Below are 16,928 nucleotides of genomic sequence, written 5' to 3'. Positions count from 1 at the left end.
ATCATGAATGCGCTGCAATATTTGGGTGATGGCTTTCTCCTCGCCTTGCAATGGCATAACCTGCTCTATGCGTTTGTAGGCGTATTGATCGGAACGGCAGTAGGGGTTCTTCCCGGAATCGGTCCGATGAGCGGTGTGGCACTTCTCATGCCTGTGACGGCATCACTTACATCTGGTCTCCCCCCGGAATCGGCTGCGGCGAGTGCAATCATCCTGCTGGCAGGTGTCTATTACGGCGCGATGTACGGGGGATCGACGACATCGATCCTGTTAAATACCCCGGGCGAATCTTCTTCGGTAGTGACTACGCTGGACGGCTACCAGATGGCGCGACAGGGCAGAGCAGGTACGGCACTATCGATTTCAGCGATCGGGTCCTTCGTTGCAGGCATCGTGGCGCTGATTGCCCTGGTTTTTTTGGCGGAGCCTTTGTCGGTCCTCGCCCTGAAATTTGGACCAGCGGAGTACTTTTCCCTCATGATTCTCGGTCTTTGCGCGGTAAGCGGCTTGGGTGGAAAGTCAATGACCAAGGCGCTGATCATGACAGTCTTCGGTTTGTTGCTGGCTACGATTGGAATTGACAGTGTGTCTGGTGTTGCCCGGTTCACCTATGATGTCCCTGATTTGTATCAGGGCTTGGAGTTCTTAACGATCGCAGTGGGGCTGTTTGCCTTAGGAGAAGTCTTCAAAACCACTCTCGAACAAGACCAAGAGAACAAGGAAATCATAAAGGTCGGTCGTATTCGCCCGTCTCTACTGGAATTGAAGCAAAGCGCCGCTCCGATTGCACGGGGCTCCATTCTTGGATTTTTTATCGGCGTCCTCCCTGGTGCAGGAGCTACATTGGCATCCTTCTTTGCCTATATCGTAGAAAAGAAGCTCAGCAAAGATCCTTCCCAGTTTGGAAAAGGGGCGATCGAGGGGGTAGCATCGCCGGAATCTGCAAACAATGGAGCTTCTGGCGGCGCGATGGTTCCGCTTTTAACCATGGGAATTCCAGGCTCAGGTACAACGGCGATCCTGATGGGAGCTCTTCTCATGTACAATGTTCAGCCTGGTCCACTCTTGTTCACGGACCATCCGCAAATCGCCTGGGGGTTGATCGCCAGCATGTTCATCGGGAACGTGATGCTGCTGATTTTGAACATGCCGCTCGTCAAAGTGTTTGCCAAGATCATCGAGACGCCATCGCAATATTTGCTTCCGATGATTATCGCAATTTCTGTGTTCGGAGTTTACGCAGTCCAGATTAGTACTTTCGATCTCGTGCTACTGGTGATTTGTGGAGTGGCGGGTTACTTTTTTGCGAAAAATGATTTTCCGCTGGCGCCTTTGGTTTTGGGGCTCGTTCTAGGGCCCATGATCGAAAATAACATGCGTCGTGCGCTGACTACCTCAAACGGTGATTTTACCATCTTTCTCTCCAAGCCAATATCGGCTGTGTTTCTTCTCGGTGCGCTCCTATGGCTGGTGATTCCCTTGTTATTGAAGATGCGTGGAAAAGAAGTTGTCATTTCCGAGGAAGCGTAAGAGGAAGGAGTCCCCTTTGTAGAAAAAAGCTGCAAACGGGACTTTTTCTGCTTCCTTTTCAACCATCGAATCCCCGTGTATGATGAAACAAACGTAATGCTTTTTCCTAATATTATGAAATGGATCTGGAGGGCATGGAAAAGTGGACATAACACAATTGGACACACCTTCATTGCTAGTAGACCTTGACATCATGGAAGCGAATATGAGGCAGGTAGACGACTTTGCGAAAGAACAAGGCATCGCGTGGCGTCCCCATATCAAAACGCACAAGTCGATTGAAATCGCAAAGCTACAGATGGCAAACGGAGCGTGCGGGATCACTGTAGCAAAAGTATCGGAGGCAGAGGTGATGGTGAAAGGGGGGATCGACAACATCCTGATTGCCTATCCGCTCGCGTCACGTACAAAGCTGGAGCGAGTAGCTGCGCTGCTTCCTCTTGCAACGATCATCCTCACGATTGATTCGGAAGAGCAAGCAGCCCACGTCCAACAATTCTTTCAGCCTATTGATCAAGAGGTAGAAGTCTGGCTGAAAATCGATTCTGGCCTGAAGCGCTGCGGTGTCGATCCAGGTGAGCCTACCCTGAGGCTGGCACAGTATGTCAGTGAACGTTGCCCCAACCTGAAATTGAAAGGGCTATATACCCATGCTGGGCATTCTTACGCTGCCACAGATTACGAGCAGATTGAGCGCATCGGCCGTTACGAAGGAGAGTGTATCGTGGCGAGCGCGCAGCTCTGCGAAGAACATGGGATTCCTATCGAGGTGAGGAGCGTCGGCTCGACCCCGACTTTTCGGATTTCCGGCAAAGTCCCTGGCATCACGGAGATACGCCCGGGGAATGCCGTGTTTTACGATGCGATTCAAGTAGGCTTAGGAGCTGCGACATATTCACAATGCGCCTTGCGGGTGATGGCTACGGTTGTAAGCCACCGTCCAGGCGAGCGGCTCGTTTTGGATACAGGGAGCAAGTCACTGGCTTTGGACCAAGGGGCGCACGGGAATGCAACCGTCAAAGGCTTCGGCCATGTGGTCGGTCATCCCGAGATCGTCATTCAGCGCTTGTCTGAAGAACATGGGGTTGCAAGTATCGAAGGTGAGACGAGCCTGCGCCTGCTCGATCGTGTCCAGATCATTCCCAATCATGCCTGCGCAGTGATGAATTTGTTTGATAAGGTTCATGTCGTACGTGAGGGGCAAGTCATCGATACTTGGAAAGTTGACGCGAGAGGGCATGTTCAATAAAAAGAATGTTTGACAGATTGGAAGTCCCCCCTTATCATAGGAAAAATTTATGAGAGCTGTTCTGCTTTGCAGCTTTAGCAGAACAGTCGGAGGAGACACAATCATGCTAAACATTGCGCCCGTCACGCTAGAAGGAAAATACGTCCGCTTGGAGCCTTTGCGCCATGCGCATATCGAGGGAATCTGGGAGGCAGGTCGATACGAGAATATCTGGACGTATATGAGCGTCAAGATCGACCAGCTGCAGGATGCGGTCAGCTTTGTGGAAACGGCTTTGAGGAATGAGGAAGAAGGAATTGAGCTTCCTTTCGCCATCATAGGCCAAGAAGATGGAAAAGTCATCGGCAGTACGCGCTTCTTAAATATCGTGAGGAAAGACCGCGGCCTCGAAATTGGATTTACATGGCTCACTCCCTCGGTTTGGAAGAGTGCGATAAATACAGAGTGCAAATATTTGCTGATGCGCCACTGCTTCGAACAATTGGGATGCATTCGTGTGCAGCTCAAGACTGATTCACGCAACCTGAATTCCCAACGGGCCATTGCCCGAATCGGTGGTGTCCGCGAAGGTGTCCTGCGCAATCACGTGATTTTGCCGGATGGATACGTTCGCGATTCTGTCTATTTCAGCATCACGAATACGGAATGGAAAAACGTCCAAGAAAAGCTGCATTTGTTGCTGATTCGTGAATAAACGGGTGGAACGATTGTGAGTCAGCAGGCAGGATGTGTACAATACAAGGGAAGCATGCTTGCTGTATACTTCGCTTCATGAGAGAAGAGGATATTCATGAAACTTCGCTTACTGCCGGCTGGCTATGTCCTGTTTGCAGGTGATCTGTTAGCTTTCCTGCTTTTCGCCTACTATGGAAAATTGGCTCATCATTTACCCGTGTCTTTTCTGGGCTTGCTCGATACTCTTGCTCCCTTTTTGGTAGGTTGGCTAGTGGCGATCTTCGTTTTTCGCAGCTATGGGCAAAAGTCCTATCGATCCTTTGGATGGCTGATACTGTCCACCTTTCTCACCTGGACGCTTGCCGCACCGATTGGTTTAGTTCTGCGAGCGTGGTGGACAGGGGTTCCGATGACCTGGGTGTTCACATGGGTTGCGTATGTGATTACCTTCGCCTTTCTCTTAGGCTGGCGCATGCTTTTTGCGATCGGTTTCTCGCTTAGCAAAAGCAAACAGCACAAACTTGTGAAAAGCTGATTAAGATTGGGGAGTAAAGAGTCCCAGATTGGTTACGCTATCCTTTGACAACTGCGTCAGGGGAGGTGGATTCATGGGTAAGAACAACAACAGCAAGGATCTGGGTAAAAACCGCGGGAAGACGCTTGATGAGAAAGACAAGAATACAAATCTGCGCCAGTCCAATCACAATGACCGAAATGAAGGAACAAGTGAAAGCCGCTGATTTCAGCGGTTTTTCTAATTCTCCATGGATGCTCCCTTGCATTGTGCTATAATAGGGTTTGTTTTTTCTAGCCAGGATCAGGAAAGCAAGTGGGGGGAAGAGCATGACGGAACCGATGCAGGAAGTACAGCCGGTGACCTTGTCGTCACAGGCATTTTTGATATTGTGTCGTCTCTTTGACGGCGTCTACGATGAATTGAAGCAAAACGAGCAGATTGTCGAGCTGGTCGAGTCTATCGCCAATATGCTGCTCGCGGGCGTGGAAACGCTGGAGAAGCAAGAAGAAAAACCGAAAAAGATTACGTTTCCCATGACAATTCAACAGACGTTTTTCCTCAGAAGATTAGTTATCGACTTATTGGCTCATGCACCTAGCGAAGGGGATGACAAGACCAAGCAGTGGCTGCAGGAGTGCTTGGCAGCCTTATCTGGAGGCGGAGGGCAGAGCAATGTCGACTAGGCCTGAGCTGCACGTCATCACGAACGGCCGTCAAGGCTTGGAGGAAGTGCTGGCAATGGCAGAAGCAGCTTATGCGGGTGGAATGGATTATTTACATATACGCGAAAAGCAGCGTACAGCAAGAGAGTGCATGGACTGGGTAAAAGCTTTGTCCACTGTCATGCCAAGCTCCTGTCTGATTGTCAACGACCGAGTAGACGTTGCAGCAGCAAGCGGTTGCCGGGGAGCCCATTTGGCCTACCACAGCTTGACGCCATCAGAAGCGCGGCTCCTCTTAGCAAAGGAGCAATGGATTGGCAGGTCTGTGCATTCAGTTAAGGAAGCAGAAGCAGCTGCTGCTGAAGGGGCAACCTATGCGTTGTACGGTCATTTGTTTCCCAGTGGCTCCAAGCCGGGTGTTCCTCCGAGAGGAACTGGAGAGCTTACGAGCATCACGGCGGCGCTGTCCATTCCTGTGATTGGAATTGGCGGGATTACCCCGGCGAATACGACGCAAGTTTTAGCGGCGGGCTGCCGAGGTATCGCTGTTTTATCGGGCATTACCGATGCACACAACGTCAAGGAAGCAACAGCGGCATATCGGAATGTATTGGACACTTGGGAGGGCAGGTCAATATGAAAGACAGAAACATACTTCGCGAAAAAATGGGAGTCTATTTTGTAGTCGGTACGCAGGACTGCGATTACTCCATCGAGCGGACAGTAGCTATCGTCGCAGATGCTCTGCAAGGCGGGGTAGGCACGCTTCAGCTGAGAGACAAGGGAAGCAAGCTCACGGCGGATGAACGCGATGAGCTGGGGCGTCAGCTGCAGCTTCTTTGCCGTGAGAGCGGGGCACTCTTTTTTGTCAACGACGATGTGGACTTGGCGATCCGTCTGCAGGCAGATGGCGTACACGTAGGCCAAGACGATATGCAGCTCGCTGAGGTAAGAGAGGCGGTAGGGCCAAACATGTACATTGGGGTTTCTGCCGCTACCATAGAAGAGGCATTGGCCGCTCAAGCGGGCGGAGTCGACTGCATCGGTGTAGGAGCGATGTACGCCACTTCATCCAAAGCGGATGCGGGAGAGCCGATCGGACCAGAAGGCTTGAGGGTCATTCGAGAAGCTGTTGGCCGCGAACTTCCTATTGTGGGGATTGGTGGGATTACGCTGCAAAATGCCGCGGAAGTTATTCGCGCAGGTGCGGATGGAGTGGCTGTGATCAGCGCCATTACGCGAGCGGATTCACCGAGCGATGCGGCACGTGCTCTGCAGGGAATTGTACGATCTGTCTAGCACGGACAGGTCTCAAAATACATATGGTACGTTAACCGAATAACCGGCTAAATCAAAAACGCCAAATGGCGACCAAAAGGAGGTGGAGCCGATGAAAAACCGGATATACCGAATCGGATATGAGTGGGTCAGCAAACGGGAGCTGCTGGAGCGTCTGTCTATGAATGAAAGTGCGCTTGTGGAACATAAGCGTCTGAATCCTGCTCCTGACGATCAGGACACCGAAGTTCCGCCAGAGGAAGAGCGTCATACCGTCCTTATTCGCAGTCAGCGACGTCCAGGGGAATGGGTTACTTTTAATGGACTTTATGAGATTTTGGAGCGGGAACCGATTCCATGGATTGATTCTCCCCTCGAATATCACCAGTTTGGTACAGAGCTGATACCTGGGAATATTCGCAGGGAGAAGGCACCTCAGGGCCGAATCCCCGCTCGTACGAAGCTGCAGGTGGCCGCTGTCCGTCAAGATACTGTCTTTGTTACGGTTCCTGGCCATCCCTCGAGGCGCTATGAAATGTCGCTTTCTCATGCACGCTTTGCAAAGGACTTTCCTACAGAGCTGGAAATGAAGCTGCAGGTATACGCGTTTCCTCCACGCCCAGATATTTTTGTCGACTGGCTGCTGAAAGAAGGGCGTAAATCAGGAATCATCACGCGTCCGAATCAAGAGAGAGTCGAAAAATCAGCGTTTCAAGTGTGGGATGATTTGCGAAAGGAATACGGGATCAGCGTCAGCGCTGCGCTCTTGGCGATTAAACAGGCTTTGATCGTCTTAGACCGCGCTGGGGTAGAGACCGATTTTCCGTATCCTGTGCAGGAACGCTCGGACCTGTCCCTCTTTAGTGAATCAGAGCGAGATGCCTTTTACTCCTATCAGTCCGTTCGTTGCGCGATGGCGGCAGTCGCTGCCTTGTTGACTACGGATCCGAAAGAACCGCTGCAGGACACTCTGCTGATGGATATTATGCTGGAACAACAAATGAACCGCAGGCGCGAATAGATGCGTCAGCGGTTATTTTTGTTTTGCTAGAGTCCCATGTATAATGGAAGGGAAAACCAATGTGGGAAAGGACGTGGCAAATATTATGTACGTATCGATGAACCGACTTCGCGTGCCAGCTGACTACGCATCGCATTTGGTAAGAGCATTTGGCAGTGGTGGAGAGCGGATGAAGGGTGTTCCTGGGTTCCTTGAATTCCTTTTCTTGGCTCCGTCTGAAGGGGATGAGTACGTCGTCTTTACGAAATGGGAGTCGGAAGCGGATTTCCAAAACTGGACGCAGAGTGAAGCGTTCCAACGAGCACACGCAGGCGGCAACCCGAACAGCCCGGTGAAATCCGAGCTGCGAAACTACACGGTAAAATCCCATTCCTAATAGCCAAAGGCATTTGTCTGATCACAGGGGCAAATGCCTTTTTTGTAGGAAACGCCTTGGTTTTGTCCTATTTCGCTAGTGACTATGCTTTACATATCAACCTATTTCCAGCCATAATAGAAGCATTCGGAAAATGGAAGAAATCACCACGGTACAGTTGGAAGCAAAGGAGCCAGAGCGTTTTGAAAAATCGAATACGTACGTATTTTGCAGATCTGGCCCCTGTGATGGCGGCCGAAATGCTCTCATTTCTTTCAGACGAGCAGCAAGCACTTGTGTGGGAGCGTGGAATGTATCGGGAAGAGTGTTTTGTTGAAACTTTTTTGCGATTAGGGGATGCTCTTGCAGCCTCTGATCCCCTGCAGGTCAGACAGCAGATAGTCGTATTCTCAAATTTTTTTGAAGAGCTGGGCTTATCCAACCGGCATGTAGCTGAGCAGCTTCGGAACGGACGGGACAAGATCATCGAGCATTTGCTGGAGCATGCGAGCTGTCTCCTTATCACTACAGAGGACAAGCTGTCCTTTTATCAAGTCGAGCTGCAGCTGTACCAAGCAGTGGACAATCAAGTGGCCAAGCTGCTGGAATTGGGCCAAGTCCATTCCGACATAGGGACGGGAGTGCAGGTACCCGCCCGCGTGAAAAACCGAAACGGTGACCCATTTGCGGAAGTAGCGGAGCAAGAATTAGTGCAAATCGTTTTGCAATCACTTGATATTGCCGTGCTGATGATTGACCGTCAAATGAACATCGTGGAAGCCAACCAAGCCTTGGCCAAACTGTTTCAGGTAAATCGAGAAAAGATCCTGGGTCAAAACATCGATGAGATCTTTCGCCCGCATGAAGGGGAGCGCTTTGTGCAATGGGTCCTCGAACGGGGGCAGACTGGTCATTATGTCGCGGAGTATTGGGGACAATGGACGACGGTAAGTACGAGTCCGATCTACCATGATGGGGAGCTGTGGGGAGCGATTGCCGTATTGCGGAATCTAACCGACAGCAATCGATACGAAGAGGAACTGACGAAAAGGGAAGCGCTCGCGGCAGTCGGCCAATTGGCAGCAGGAATGGCGCATGAAATCAGAAATCCGCTGACGTCGATCAAAGGCTTTATCCAGCTGCTGAGGGAACAGGAAGAAACGAATCGCAGAGAGACCTATTTTTCTGTGATCTTGACGGAGATAGAGAGAATTGACGGGCTTCTAAATGATGTTCTAGTTCTAGCGCGGTACAGGGATGACAAGATCGTTTCGGAGTGCTTTCCAGTGATGGAGGAGCTTTCAGGTGTCATCCGTTTACTGGAGCCCGAAGCAAACCGCCGAGGAATCAAGCTGGAGCTGCAAATTGCCCATGGAGCTTGGTACATATACGGTTTTCGCTCGAGAATCAAACAAGCCTTTCTCAATATTTTAAAGAATGCTTTTGAAGCACTCTCGAACGGCGGCTCACTGGTGAGGATCACAGTCATTGCATCCATTCATCGGATCGTGATTACAGTCGAGGACGATGGCCCGGGAATGTCTGAAGAGACTTTGCAAAATCTGTTCATTCCTTTTTTTACGACGAAGCAGGAGGGAACAGGCCTCGGGCTGTCTACGACACAGCGTATCATCACAGATCATGGAGGAGAAATCTTCGCGGGCAACTCGTCCGATTTGAAAGGTGCTCGTTTTGAAATTCGTCTGCCTTTACGCTCCAAGGAAGAGCTGTAAAACATGCAAAAAAAGACGGATGCTTCCTCCGTCTTTTTTCCTGTGAATCGATGAAAAGAAATTCGCTTGTTATTTGACCAGTTGCTGGCGAAGAGCCATGGCAACCGCTTGCGTGCGGTCTTCTACACCCATTTTCTGCAAAATGCGATGGACATGGGTCTTCACGGTTCCTTCTGAAATGAACAGATTCTGTGCAATTTGGTCGTTTCGATAACCGTATGCAATCTGCTGCAGGACGTCCAGCTCCCGATCCGTCAGCTCATCCAACAGGTAAGAGGCTTGCGGGGTAGTATCAGGTGCTGGCTGCTGTGTTTGCAGGACCTCCGCAAGTGCCTTTGCAGCCGTTACGGTGTGAAACAGGGCCTCTCCCTGATGGGCGCGCCTGATCAGATCCAGCATTTCTTGAGAATCCGCGTCTTTTAGCATATAGCCGACAGCACCAGCGCGGATGCCGTCCACTACGTAGTTATGATTGTCAAAGGTCGTCAAAATCAGCACCTTTAACGTGGGGTGGAGGAGCATAATTTCTCTAGTAGCATCGATCCCGGACTTGTTGGGCATCTGCACATCCATCAAAACGACATCGGGATTGAGCTCACCCACCAGCGCGACCGCTTCGTCGCCATCAGAAGCTTCTCCGATTACTTCCATATCCGGTTGCATCTGGATGACGTAGCCGAGTCCCTGGCGAATCATCGTTTGGTCATCTACCAGAACGACGCGAATTTTCTCTTGATGATGTGTATCTGTCATCTGCGTATGCTCCCTTCTTGTGGGGGTGTATCCAGCGGTATTTCTACATCAATTTGAAATCCGTGTGGAGTCCGGACAAAATAGCGGAATCGTCCATTTAGCTTTGTCAACCGTTCCTGGATGCCGTGCAGTCCGAAGCCTGGTTTTACCGCTTTATTCGGTGTGATGCTGCCGTCGTCGCGGATGCTGAACCAGAGATGCTGACCGCGATTTTCAACCACTACCTCGATATGCTTGGCGTCGGAATGGCGCAATGTGTTTGTAACCGCTTCCTGCAGGATGCGGTAAATCGTGATCGTGATCTCCTGAGACAAGGTGATGTCAAGTTTGTCCGTAACCAGCTCCATTTTTACACCGGTATGCTTTTCTGCTTGTGAGAGCATGGCACGAAGCGGGGTCAGACCCAGCGAGGTTTTATCCACTGCAAGTGTGTGCACAGAGGAGCGGATTTCCTCCAGACTTTGCTTGGCGACACCAAGCATATTCCGTATGGCTTCCTGTGCCTGGGGAGGTCCTTCCTGCAGCATGTACTTGACCGCATGAAGCTGCACGATGAGGGACGTCAGACTGTGCCCGAGGGCGTCGTGGATGTCCCGTGCGATGCGGGTCCTCTCCTCTAGAACGGCGACTTGCATGGTATGGAGGGCAGCTTCTTGCAGCTGTTCATGTGCTTCCTGCAGCTCCGCGTGCGCCTGCTGCAATTCTTCCAAATGCAGCTGATTGGTTTTATAGGCAGTATCCTGGATGCGGTAGCCCCGTGCACCGATATAGCAGCCGATGTAGGTCAAAATGAACGGTACGATGTGCGCAAGCTGCAAGATGTCTTCGAAATACAAAGACAGGGTCGTGCAGACGCCGAAAAAAGTGGCATAGGCCAGTGAGCGTTTTCCTTCAATATGAAAACCGATAAACACAGCAAGTGGCAGCATCATGCCAAAGCCTTCTCCACCGATAAAAACACTCTTGATCAGTGACATGGACCCGAGAAGGATGGTAACTAGCTCAATTTGGTAAGGCTTCCAGTTCTTTTTAGACACCCAGAACAAGACGATATAGAAAAAGAATAGTACCATAGTAGTGTAAAATTGAATGGGTGTTTCCCGCATGAATGAATTCGGAAGTAAAGACAAAATGATGAGAACTGAAAACCAGATGATCAACAAACGCTTTTGGATCGCTTTTAGACTCATTCGCAACAAAGAGACGTCCTTCTTTCTCTGTCGGGTTTTTCGCTTAGTTTCATTCTAGCATGGGCTGTCATCTATCTCTAGATAGACACTGTACACCTGGAAATCATCCAACTGGTAGACTTCACTCCCTGGGTCTGCAGGTAGAATGAAATGGGTAAATACACTCACAAGGTAGTGTAGAGTCTATAGTGATGCAGTCAACGCAAGGGGAGGCTTTCATGAAAGAGTTGATTCAGTTGGCAAAGCTTCTGCGGGAAGCGAGTGCCTTGTTTTCATCGATTTCGAAGAAGGAACTGGATACCGGCGATGTGACATGGCAACAGGTGCTCATCCTGGAGCAGATTGAAAAGGGTCCGAGGACGATGGGAGACATTAGCAAGGCTGTCGATCTTTCATACAGTACAGCTTCCGGACTGATAAACAGGCTCGAGCAGGAAGAGCTGGTGAGGAGGTATCGGGATAAGAGTGATCGGAGAATCGTGTGGGTCGCCTTGACTGAGCGGGTAACCGAGCAGGAACGGGCCGAGATGGAAGATCCTCAGACAATCTCATCTCTTCATGCATTGCAAGATTTATTTTCACCAAAAAAGAAACTGACTAGCTGAATTAAAAGAGGTGAGTAAAATTGAATCTGTCAGAGCTATCGATTAAACGCCCCGTTACGATGATCATGTTGACGGTGGCCATGCTTATTTTTGGCTTCGTGTCCTTACCCCGCCTGGCAATTGATTTGATGCCAGAGCTGAACTTCCCGGTAGCGGTCGTCGTAACGTCCGTAGACGGTGGTTCGCCGAGCGAGGTAGAGAAGCTCGTAACGAAGCCGATAGAGAATGCCCTCGGAACGGTTTCTGACCTGGATAGTATTTCATCCGTTTCGATTGAGGGTGCATCGCAGGTTATTTTGATGTTCAACTGGGGTACGGATTTGGACCAAGCGACCCTGGATATGAGGGAAAAGGTGGATCAGGTTCGAGGAGCCTTGCCTGATTCCGCACATGCTCCACGTGTACTTCGGATTGATCCGAACTCTCAACCGATTATTCAATTTGCGGTAACGGGTGATGCGGATGTAAACAAACTGAAGGACATGGCAGAGGATTTGATCCAGTCCCGTTTGGAACGGATTGACGGTGTAGCTTCTGCAGCAATCAACGGTGGTCAAGACCGCGTCATTGACGTCATCGTAGATCCAGCCAAGCTTTCTGCCTATGGCTTGACGCTTGATCAGATTCAGCAATCTCTCGGCAGCAGCAACTTGTCCGGTTCGGCAGGGGCTGTCCGTGAAGGGGATGGAAAACTTAACATTCGGGTACAAGGTGAATTTGCCAATGTCGAGCAGATCGCTCTGACGCCGATATCCGTAGGAAGTGGCGGTTCTATTCGCTTAAGTGATATCGCACAGGTGAACGATACGACCGAAGACGTCACACAGCTGAGCTATGTAAATGGGAAACCAAGCTTGGGCATCTCGATTACGAAAGCATCCGGCGGCAACACGATTGAAGTAGCCGATGCCGTAATCAAAGAGATGGAGCAAATCAAAAAGGATTTGCCTGAAAACATACAAGTAACAACAACGATGGATACATCTACTTACATCAAAGATTCTATTTACACAACCGCTGAACACGCCCTGCTGGGTGGACTTGTCGGGATTATCTTGCTGTTCTTCTTCTTGGGAAGCTTCCAGTCTATGATCATCGCGATCATCGTACTGCCTGTTTCGATCGTAGCGACCTTCCTGCTCATGTACATGACGGGGCAGACGATCAACTTGATTTCTCTTTCCGGTTTGACACTGGGTCTCGGGTCCTTGATTGACTTCGCGGTCGTTATGTTGGAAAATATTTTCCGACAACGCGAAAAAGGGAAAGGCATGATGGAAGCGGCACTGGTCGGTTCCAAAGAAGTGGGAACAGCCGTTATGGCTTCCGCTTTGGCACAGATTTGCGTATTCTTGCCGATCGCTTTGACGGAAGGGATCGCAGCGGAATTGTTTGGACCACTTGCTCTGACGGTGGTATTCTCTCACATCGCAGCACTCGTGTTCTCGATTCTGCTCGTACCAATGCTGAGCTCCCGCATTTTGAAAAAGGTGCCTGAGCATACCGAACGCAAGAATTACAAAGGGATCAACCCGGTTATCTGGTTTAACATCGGGTTCCATAAAGTAGAGAAAGCTTATGCCAAATTGCTCGGTTGGGCTTTGGGCCGCCGTAAAACGGTTATCGCCGCAGCAATCATCATGATGGTGGGCTCCCTGGCTCTGACGCCTTTGATCGGTGCTGAATTTATTCCGAGCATGGACCAGGGGCAAGTATCTGTCTCCATCAAGATGCCGAACGGTACCGTGCTGGCTGAGACAGAAAAAGTCACGAAACAAGTGGAAGAAATCGTGAACCAGGTGCCTGAAAAGGACATCGTTGGGGTATCGATCGGTAGCAGCGGCTCACCGCTCGCAAGTACCTTGTCCTCTAACCAGGCGACCATTACCTTGAAGCTGGTGGATGTAACAAAGCGTCAGCGTTCGTCGGATGATATCGTGATTGATTTGACGAAGAAGCTCAAGTCGATTGCAGGTCCGGAAATTACGGTAAGTGCTGCAGAAGGAATGTCAACTGGATCGCCAATCGAATTGACCGTTCGCGGGGATGATCTGGAAGTTTTGAAAGACATTAGTGGCATTGTGAAAGGCGAAGTAGAAAGTGTACAAGGTACGAATAACGTAACGACGAGCTTGGAAGAGTCCCGTCAAGAGTTTGAAGTGAAGGTAGACGCCGAGAAAGCGAGCCTGTACGGTTTGACAACCGGCCAAATTCTTTCCACTGTTCGTACTTCTTTCCAAGGACAGACAGTTACGAAATATCGTACAGGTGACGACGAGATTGATGTGAAGCTGCAGTTGCCTGAAAATTATCAGGAAGATATTAACTACTTGAACAATCTTCGCATTTCGGCACCAGGCGGAGCACAAGTCGCGCTCTCGTCTGTGGCAACGATCAGCAAAGTCGATGTACCATTGACCATTAATCGTTCCAACATGACGCGTGAAGTGAAAGTGACCGCTGATTTGGCAGGTCGTGACCTGAACGCCGTTTCCAAAGATATTCAAGCTAAAGTGGATAAGCTGAACCTCCCTGACGGCTACAAGCTGGAGTTTGGTGGTCAAAGCCAAGACATGGCTGAATCGTTCGGCAGCTTGGCACTTGCGATTGTCTTGTCCGTAGTATTGCTGTACATGGTAATGGCAGCGCAGTTTGAATCGCTTTACAGCCCGTTCATCATCATGTTCTCCGTGCCGCCTACAGTCACAGGGGTACTGCTTGGCTTGCTGGTAACAGGCACGTCGATCAGCGTATCTGTCTTGATCGGTTACATCCTGCTGATTGGTCTGGTCGTGAACAACGCGATTGTATTGATCGACTACATCAACCAATTGCGTGCGCAAGGCTGGGAGCTTCGCGATGCTATCCTGCATGCAGGTCCGATTCGTCTGCGTCCGATTTTGATGACGACATTGACTACGATTCTGGCAATTGGGCCGTTGGCATTCGCAGGTGGGTCGGGTACAGAGACGCAAGCACCGATGGCGATTACCGTTATCTTCGGTTTGAGCTTCTCGACACTAATTACGCTCGTACTGGTGCCAGTAGTTACCTCGTGGTTCGATGATAGAGGGAAAAAGCGCCGTGAAAAACGCGCACTGAAAAAAGCGAAAAAAGAAGCCAAGAAAAATGCCAAAAACGCTCCCGCTCTGGAAGTGTAGACGTTTGTGGGATAAGGAGGGACATATATGATTAAAATCAACAAACCCGTCATTCTAGCTTTGCTCGCCATCAGTCTGGTGGCAGGTTGTTCCAGCCCGCAAGCGGCAGAGACACCTACAGAAAAGACGGAGTCCGTAACACCGGTGCAAGTGGAGCAAGTCACGACCGGTACAGTGAGCTCAGAGGCTGGACTGACTGCCAAGCTGGCACCAAGTGAAGAAGTGCAGGTAACACCGAAAGTCAGCGGGAAAATTTCGTCACTTCCGGTAAAGCTGGGACAATACGTGACAAAAGGTCAGGTCCTCTTCAAAATTGACGAGCAGGACTTGAGTAATGCCGTTCAGCAGGCGGAAGCTGCTTATCGTGTGGCGCAGGCCAACCTGAGACAGACCAATAGCAGCTCTGACCAAGGACTGGTCCAAGCGAAAAACGGACTGAAGCAAGCGGAGCAAGCCTTGGCGGATGCCAAGCTGAACCAGCAGCGTATGCAGGAGCTGTTTACACAGGGCGCGATTTCTTCGCAGCAGCTGGAGCAAGCAAACACCCAGCTGACAAATGCACAGACATCCTATGCGAACGCGCAGCAAAGCCTGCAGGCAGCGCAGCAGAAAACGGGCACACAAGTATCCGAGGCTTCGGTGAACCAATCGTCTGTCAGTCTGCAAAACGCACGTAACCAGCTGGCGAATGCAACGGTAGTAGCTCCAATCAATGGCTTTATCTCCAGTGTGAACGGAGCAGTTGGGCAGATGGCGGGTCAACAGCCCGTTGTGGTTATCGTCAACACGAACCCGCTGCTGGTAAAAGCCAACCTGTCCGAGACTGACATTACGAAAGTAAAAGTCGGTACGGCAGTAAAAGTGAATGTGCAGTCCACCGGAAAAACCATTGATGCGAAAGTTTCCGCGGTCAGCCCGGTGATGGATTCAGCGTTGAAAGCTTATCCGGTTGAGGTGACCATTCCCAATGCGGATAATGCGCTGAAATCCGATATGGTAGTCAATATCACGTTCCCGAATGCTTCCGGTGAACAAAAATCCAGCCTCATTGTTTCTCGCAAAGCCGTGTTCGAGCGTGAAGGCAAGCAGTACGTATTCAAGCTGGAAGGCGATGTAGCGAAACAAGTGGAGGTAACAACCGGTGCTTCTACCAGCGATACGATCGAGATCGTGTCTGGAGTATCAGCAGGGGATCAGGTTGTAGTCAAAGGTCAAACCCTTTTGACAGATGGCAGCAAAGTAAGCATTCAGAAGTAAAGCAAAGAGGAAAGAGACGGGCGAGGCTCGTCTCTTTTTTGTATGCACAGAAATCAAGAGCTCCGGTCCAGTGGGGGAGTGTTGAACGAAAAAAAGGCAGTCCGTTTGGGGACAGCCTTTTTCCCTACACTTCGTTATTCTGTGAAAGCTTTTGAATAGTGGACGACACCTTGCGCATTTGCAAGAGCATTCTCCGTTAATTCCAAGGCCATAAAGAATTCGGGAGGAACATCAAAGGGAGCTTTTACTTTCCACAGGCTAGCTGGTGTAAAGCCAAACCTCGGGTAGTAATCTTTATGCCCTAAAACAATGACTGACTGGTAGCCTAACTCTTTAGCCTTGATCAGGGCTTTGCGGATTAATTGGCTGCCAATCCCTATATTCTGGAGCTTAGGAGCAACCGAAACGGGAGCAAGCGCCAATGAGTTTGCGACAACGGTAGTACCATCTATGATGTGAATTTTGGACAAAAGGATATGTCCGACAATCTCGTTGTCTTGTGTTACAGCGACTAAAGAAAGCTCAGGAACGAATGCATCTGATTTTCGGATGCGGCAAACCAGCAAATGTTCTGTTTTGTCGCTAAATTCTTCGTTTAGAAAAGCCCGCTCGACTACTTCTTCTGTCTTGTTATATTCTTCCGGGAGCTCTTGTCTGATCAAGATATCCATTTATTTTCTCCTATTCTTTGAGTCCATTGAAACGAGCGTAACGATCGGTTTCGCGAACAACATTCGCTCATTTCGGTGATTTCAGTGTAATTACAAGGACAAGTAAAGTCAACGACAGTATGGGGTGGCAGAAGTGAGAGAAATAAGTAAACATAATATTTATTACGTAAACAAAAATGTCACGGATTTAAGACAAAGTGTCGGTCCCACTTTTGACATGAAGAAAGTTTCGCTACAATAAGGTAGATAGTGGATGAATCAAATTTGGAGG

The 16,928-nt window shown here is 50.0% G+C and carries 17 protein-coding genes; 14 read left to right on the top strand and 3 right to left on the bottom strand.

Annotation, left to right across the window (positions count from 1 at the left end):
• The first annotated feature begins 3 nt into the window (after positions 1 to 3).
• From ACLIN2_RS16920 to ACLIN2_RS16870, 11 genes are all read left to right on the top strand, one after another.
• A complete protein-coding gene (locus tag ACLIN2_RS16920; protein ID WP_411501641.1) occupies positions 4 to 1,530 on the top strand; it encodes a tripartite tricarboxylate transporter permease in 1,527 nt (508 codons plus the stop codon).
• Positions 1,531 to 1,672: 142 nt separating this feature from the next.
• A complete protein-coding gene (locus tag ACLIN2_RS16915; protein WP_411501640.1) occupies positions 1,673 to 2,779 on the top strand; it encodes a D-TA family PLP-dependent enzyme in 1,107 nt (368 codons plus the stop codon).
• A 103-nt stretch (positions 2,780 to 2,882) separates the two neighbouring features.
• A complete protein-coding gene (locus tag ACLIN2_RS16910) occupies positions 2,883 to 3,473 on the top strand; it encodes a GNAT family N-acetyltransferase (protein ID WP_411501639.1) in 591 nt (196 codons plus the stop codon).
• Between the two features lie 96 nt (positions 3,474 to 3,569).
• Positions 3,570 to 3,989, top strand: a complete 420-nt coding sequence (locus tag ACLIN2_RS16905; protein WP_411501638.1) for a DUF3054 domain-containing protein — start codon at positions 3,570 to 3,572, stop codon at positions 3,987 to 3,989.
• Between the two features lie 73 nt (positions 3,990 to 4,062).
• Positions 4,063 to 4,194 carry a hypothetical protein gene (locus ACLIN2_RS16900; RefSeq protein WP_258957575.1) on the top strand — a complete coding sequence of 44 codons (132 nt, stop codon included), beginning with the start codon at positions 4,063 to 4,065 and terminating at the stop codon, positions 4,192 to 4,194.
• A 103-nt stretch (positions 4,195 to 4,297) separates the two neighbouring features.
• The gene (locus ACLIN2_RS16895) at positions 4,298 to 4,654 is read left to right on the top strand and encodes a hypothetical protein (RefSeq protein ID WP_122959394.1); all 357 of its coding nucleotides are present in this window, start codon (positions 4,298 to 4,300) and stop codon (positions 4,652 to 4,654) included.
• Complete coding sequence (locus ACLIN2_RS16890) at positions 4,644 to 5,273, top strand: thiamine phosphate synthase (protein ID WP_411501637.1); 630 nt, start codon at positions 4,644 to 4,646, stop codon at positions 5,271 to 5,273. The genes ACLIN2_RS16895 and ACLIN2_RS16890 overlap by 11 nt, the downstream gene beginning before the upstream one ends.
• Positions 5,270 to 5,932 carry a thiamine phosphate synthase gene (gene thiE, locus ACLIN2_RS16885; protein ID WP_411501636.1) on the top strand — a complete coding sequence of 221 codons (663 nt, stop codon included), beginning with the start codon at positions 5,270 to 5,272 and terminating at the stop codon, positions 5,930 to 5,932. Before ACLIN2_RS16890 ends, thiE begins: the two co-directional genes overlap by 4 nt.
• Before the next feature lie 91 nt (positions 5,933 to 6,023).
• Positions 6,024 to 6,932: a hypothetical protein gene (locus ACLIN2_RS16880; RefSeq protein WP_092266852.1), complete on the top strand. Its 909-nt coding sequence runs from the start codon at positions 6,024 to 6,026 to the stop codon at positions 6,930 to 6,932.
• 73 nt (positions 6,933 to 7,005) lie between these two features.
• Positions 7,006 to 7,308: an antibiotic biosynthesis monooxygenase family protein gene (locus ACLIN2_RS16875; protein ID WP_411501635.1), complete on the top strand. Its 303-nt coding sequence runs from the start codon at positions 7,006 to 7,008 to the stop codon at positions 7,306 to 7,308.
• 182 nt (positions 7,309 to 7,490) lie between these two features.
• Positions 7,491 to 9,020: a two-component system sensor histidine kinase NtrB gene (locus ACLIN2_RS16870; protein ID WP_411501634.1), complete on the top strand. Its 1,530-nt coding sequence runs from the start codon at positions 7,491 to 7,493 to the stop codon at positions 9,018 to 9,020.
• Positions 9,021 to 9,089: 69 nt separating this feature from the next.
• Here ACLIN2_RS16870 and ACLIN2_RS16865 read toward each other — a convergent pair whose 3' ends face one another.
• Both ACLIN2_RS16865 and ACLIN2_RS16860 read right to left on the bottom strand, forming a co-directional pair.
• Positions 9,090 to 9,773, bottom strand: a complete 684-nt coding sequence (locus tag ACLIN2_RS16865) for a response regulator (protein ID WP_092266853.1) — start codon at positions 9,771 to 9,773, stop codon at positions 9,090 to 9,092.
• On the bottom strand, positions 9,770 to 10,963 hold the full coding sequence (locus tag ACLIN2_RS16860) for a sensor histidine kinase (RefSeq protein ID WP_411504553.1): 1,194 nt from the start codon (positions 10,961 to 10,963) through the stop codon (positions 9,770 to 9,772). The genes ACLIN2_RS16865 and ACLIN2_RS16860 overlap by 4 nt, the downstream gene beginning before the upstream one ends.
• 218 nt (positions 10,964 to 11,181) lie before the next feature.
• Here ACLIN2_RS16860 and ACLIN2_RS16855 point away from each other — a divergent pair, with 218 nt between their 5' ends.
• Genes ACLIN2_RS16855 through ACLIN2_RS16845 form a run of 3 tightly spaced genes read left to right on the top strand, consistent with a single transcriptional unit; the run spans position 11,182 to position 15,986 of the window.
• A complete protein-coding gene (locus ACLIN2_RS16855; protein WP_411501633.1) occupies positions 11,182 to 11,568 on the top strand; it encodes a MarR family winged helix-turn-helix transcriptional regulator in 387 nt (128 codons plus the stop codon).
• A gap of 20 nt (positions 11,569 to 11,588) precedes the next feature.
• Positions 11,589 to 14,729: an efflux RND transporter permease subunit gene (locus ACLIN2_RS16850; RefSeq protein ID WP_092266855.1), complete on the top strand. Its 3,141-nt coding sequence runs from the start codon at positions 11,589 to 11,591 to the stop codon at positions 14,727 to 14,729.
• Between the two features lie 30 nt (positions 14,730 to 14,759).
• Positions 14,760 to 15,986, top strand: coding sequence for an efflux RND transporter periplasmic adaptor subunit (locus ACLIN2_RS16845; RefSeq protein WP_092266983.1), 1,227 nt, complete (start codon positions 14,760 to 14,762; stop codon positions 15,984 to 15,986).
• Positions 15,987 to 16,120: 134 nt separating this feature from the next.
• Here ACLIN2_RS16845 and ACLIN2_RS16840 read toward each other — a convergent pair whose 3' ends face one another.
• Entirely contained in the window at positions 16,121 to 16,657 is a 537-nt protein-coding gene (locus ACLIN2_RS16840) for a GNAT family N-acetyltransferase (RefSeq protein WP_411501632.1), read from the bottom strand.
• Between the last annotated feature and the right edge of the window lie 271 nt (positions 16,658 to 16,928).

It is taken from the genome of Brevibacillus centrosporus, from assembly GCF_046622605.1.
Taxonomy (GTDB): domain Bacteria; phylum Bacillota; class Bacilli; order Brevibacillales; family Brevibacillaceae; genus Brevibacillus; species Brevibacillus centrosporus.
This window is presented reverse-complemented; position numbering and strand designations above follow the sequence as displayed.

What these genes read in the sequence shown, in the direction of transcription:
- ACLIN2_RS16920 (WP_411501641.1), top strand. Translation starts at nt 4, where the DNA reads ATGAATGCGCTGCAATATTTGGGTGATGGCTTTCTCCTCGCCTTGCAA.
- ACLIN2_RS16910 (WP_411501639.1), top strand. Translation starts at nt 2,883, where the DNA reads ATGCTAAACATTGCGCCCGTCACGCTAGAAGGAAAATACGTCCGCTTG.
- ACLIN2_RS16905 (WP_411501638.1), top strand. Translation starts at nt 3,570, where the DNA reads ATGAAACTTCGCTTACTGCCGGCTGGCTATGTCCTGTTTGCAGGTGAT.
- ACLIN2_RS16900 (WP_258957575.1), top strand. Translation starts at nt 4,063, where the DNA reads ATGGGTAAGAACAACAACAGCAAGGATCTGGGTAAAAACCGCGGGAAG.
- ACLIN2_RS16895 (WP_122959394.1), top strand. Translation starts at nt 4,298, where the DNA reads ATGACGGAACCGATGCAGGAAGTACAGCCGGTGACCTTGTCGTCACAG.
- ACLIN2_RS16890 (WP_411501637.1), top strand. Translation starts at nt 4,644, where the DNA reads ATGTCGACTAGGCCTGAGCTGCACGTCATCACGAACGGCCGTCAAGGC.
- thiE (WP_411501636.1), top strand. Translation starts at nt 5,270, where the DNA reads ATGAAAGACAGAAACATACTTCGCGAAAAAATGGGAGTCTATTTTGTA.
- ACLIN2_RS16880 (WP_092266852.1), top strand. Translation starts at nt 6,024, where the DNA reads ATGAAAAACCGGATATACCGAATCGGATATGAGTGGGTCAGCAAACGG.
- ACLIN2_RS16865 (WP_092266853.1), bottom strand. Translation starts at nt 9,773, where the DNA reads ATGACAGATACACATCATCAAGAGAAAATTCGCGTCGTTCTGGTAGAT.
- ACLIN2_RS16860 (WP_411504553.1), bottom strand. Translation starts at nt 10,963, where the DNA reads ATGAGTCTAAAAGCGATCCAAAAGCGTTTGTTGATCATCTGGTTTTCA.
- ACLIN2_RS16855 (WP_411501633.1), top strand. Translation starts at nt 11,182, where the DNA reads ATGAAAGAGTTGATTCAGTTGGCAAAGCTTCTGCGGGAAGCGAGTGCC.
- ACLIN2_RS16840 (WP_411501632.1), bottom strand. Translation starts at nt 16,657, where the DNA reads ATGGATATCTTGATCAGACAAGAGCTCCCGGAAGAATATAACAAGACA.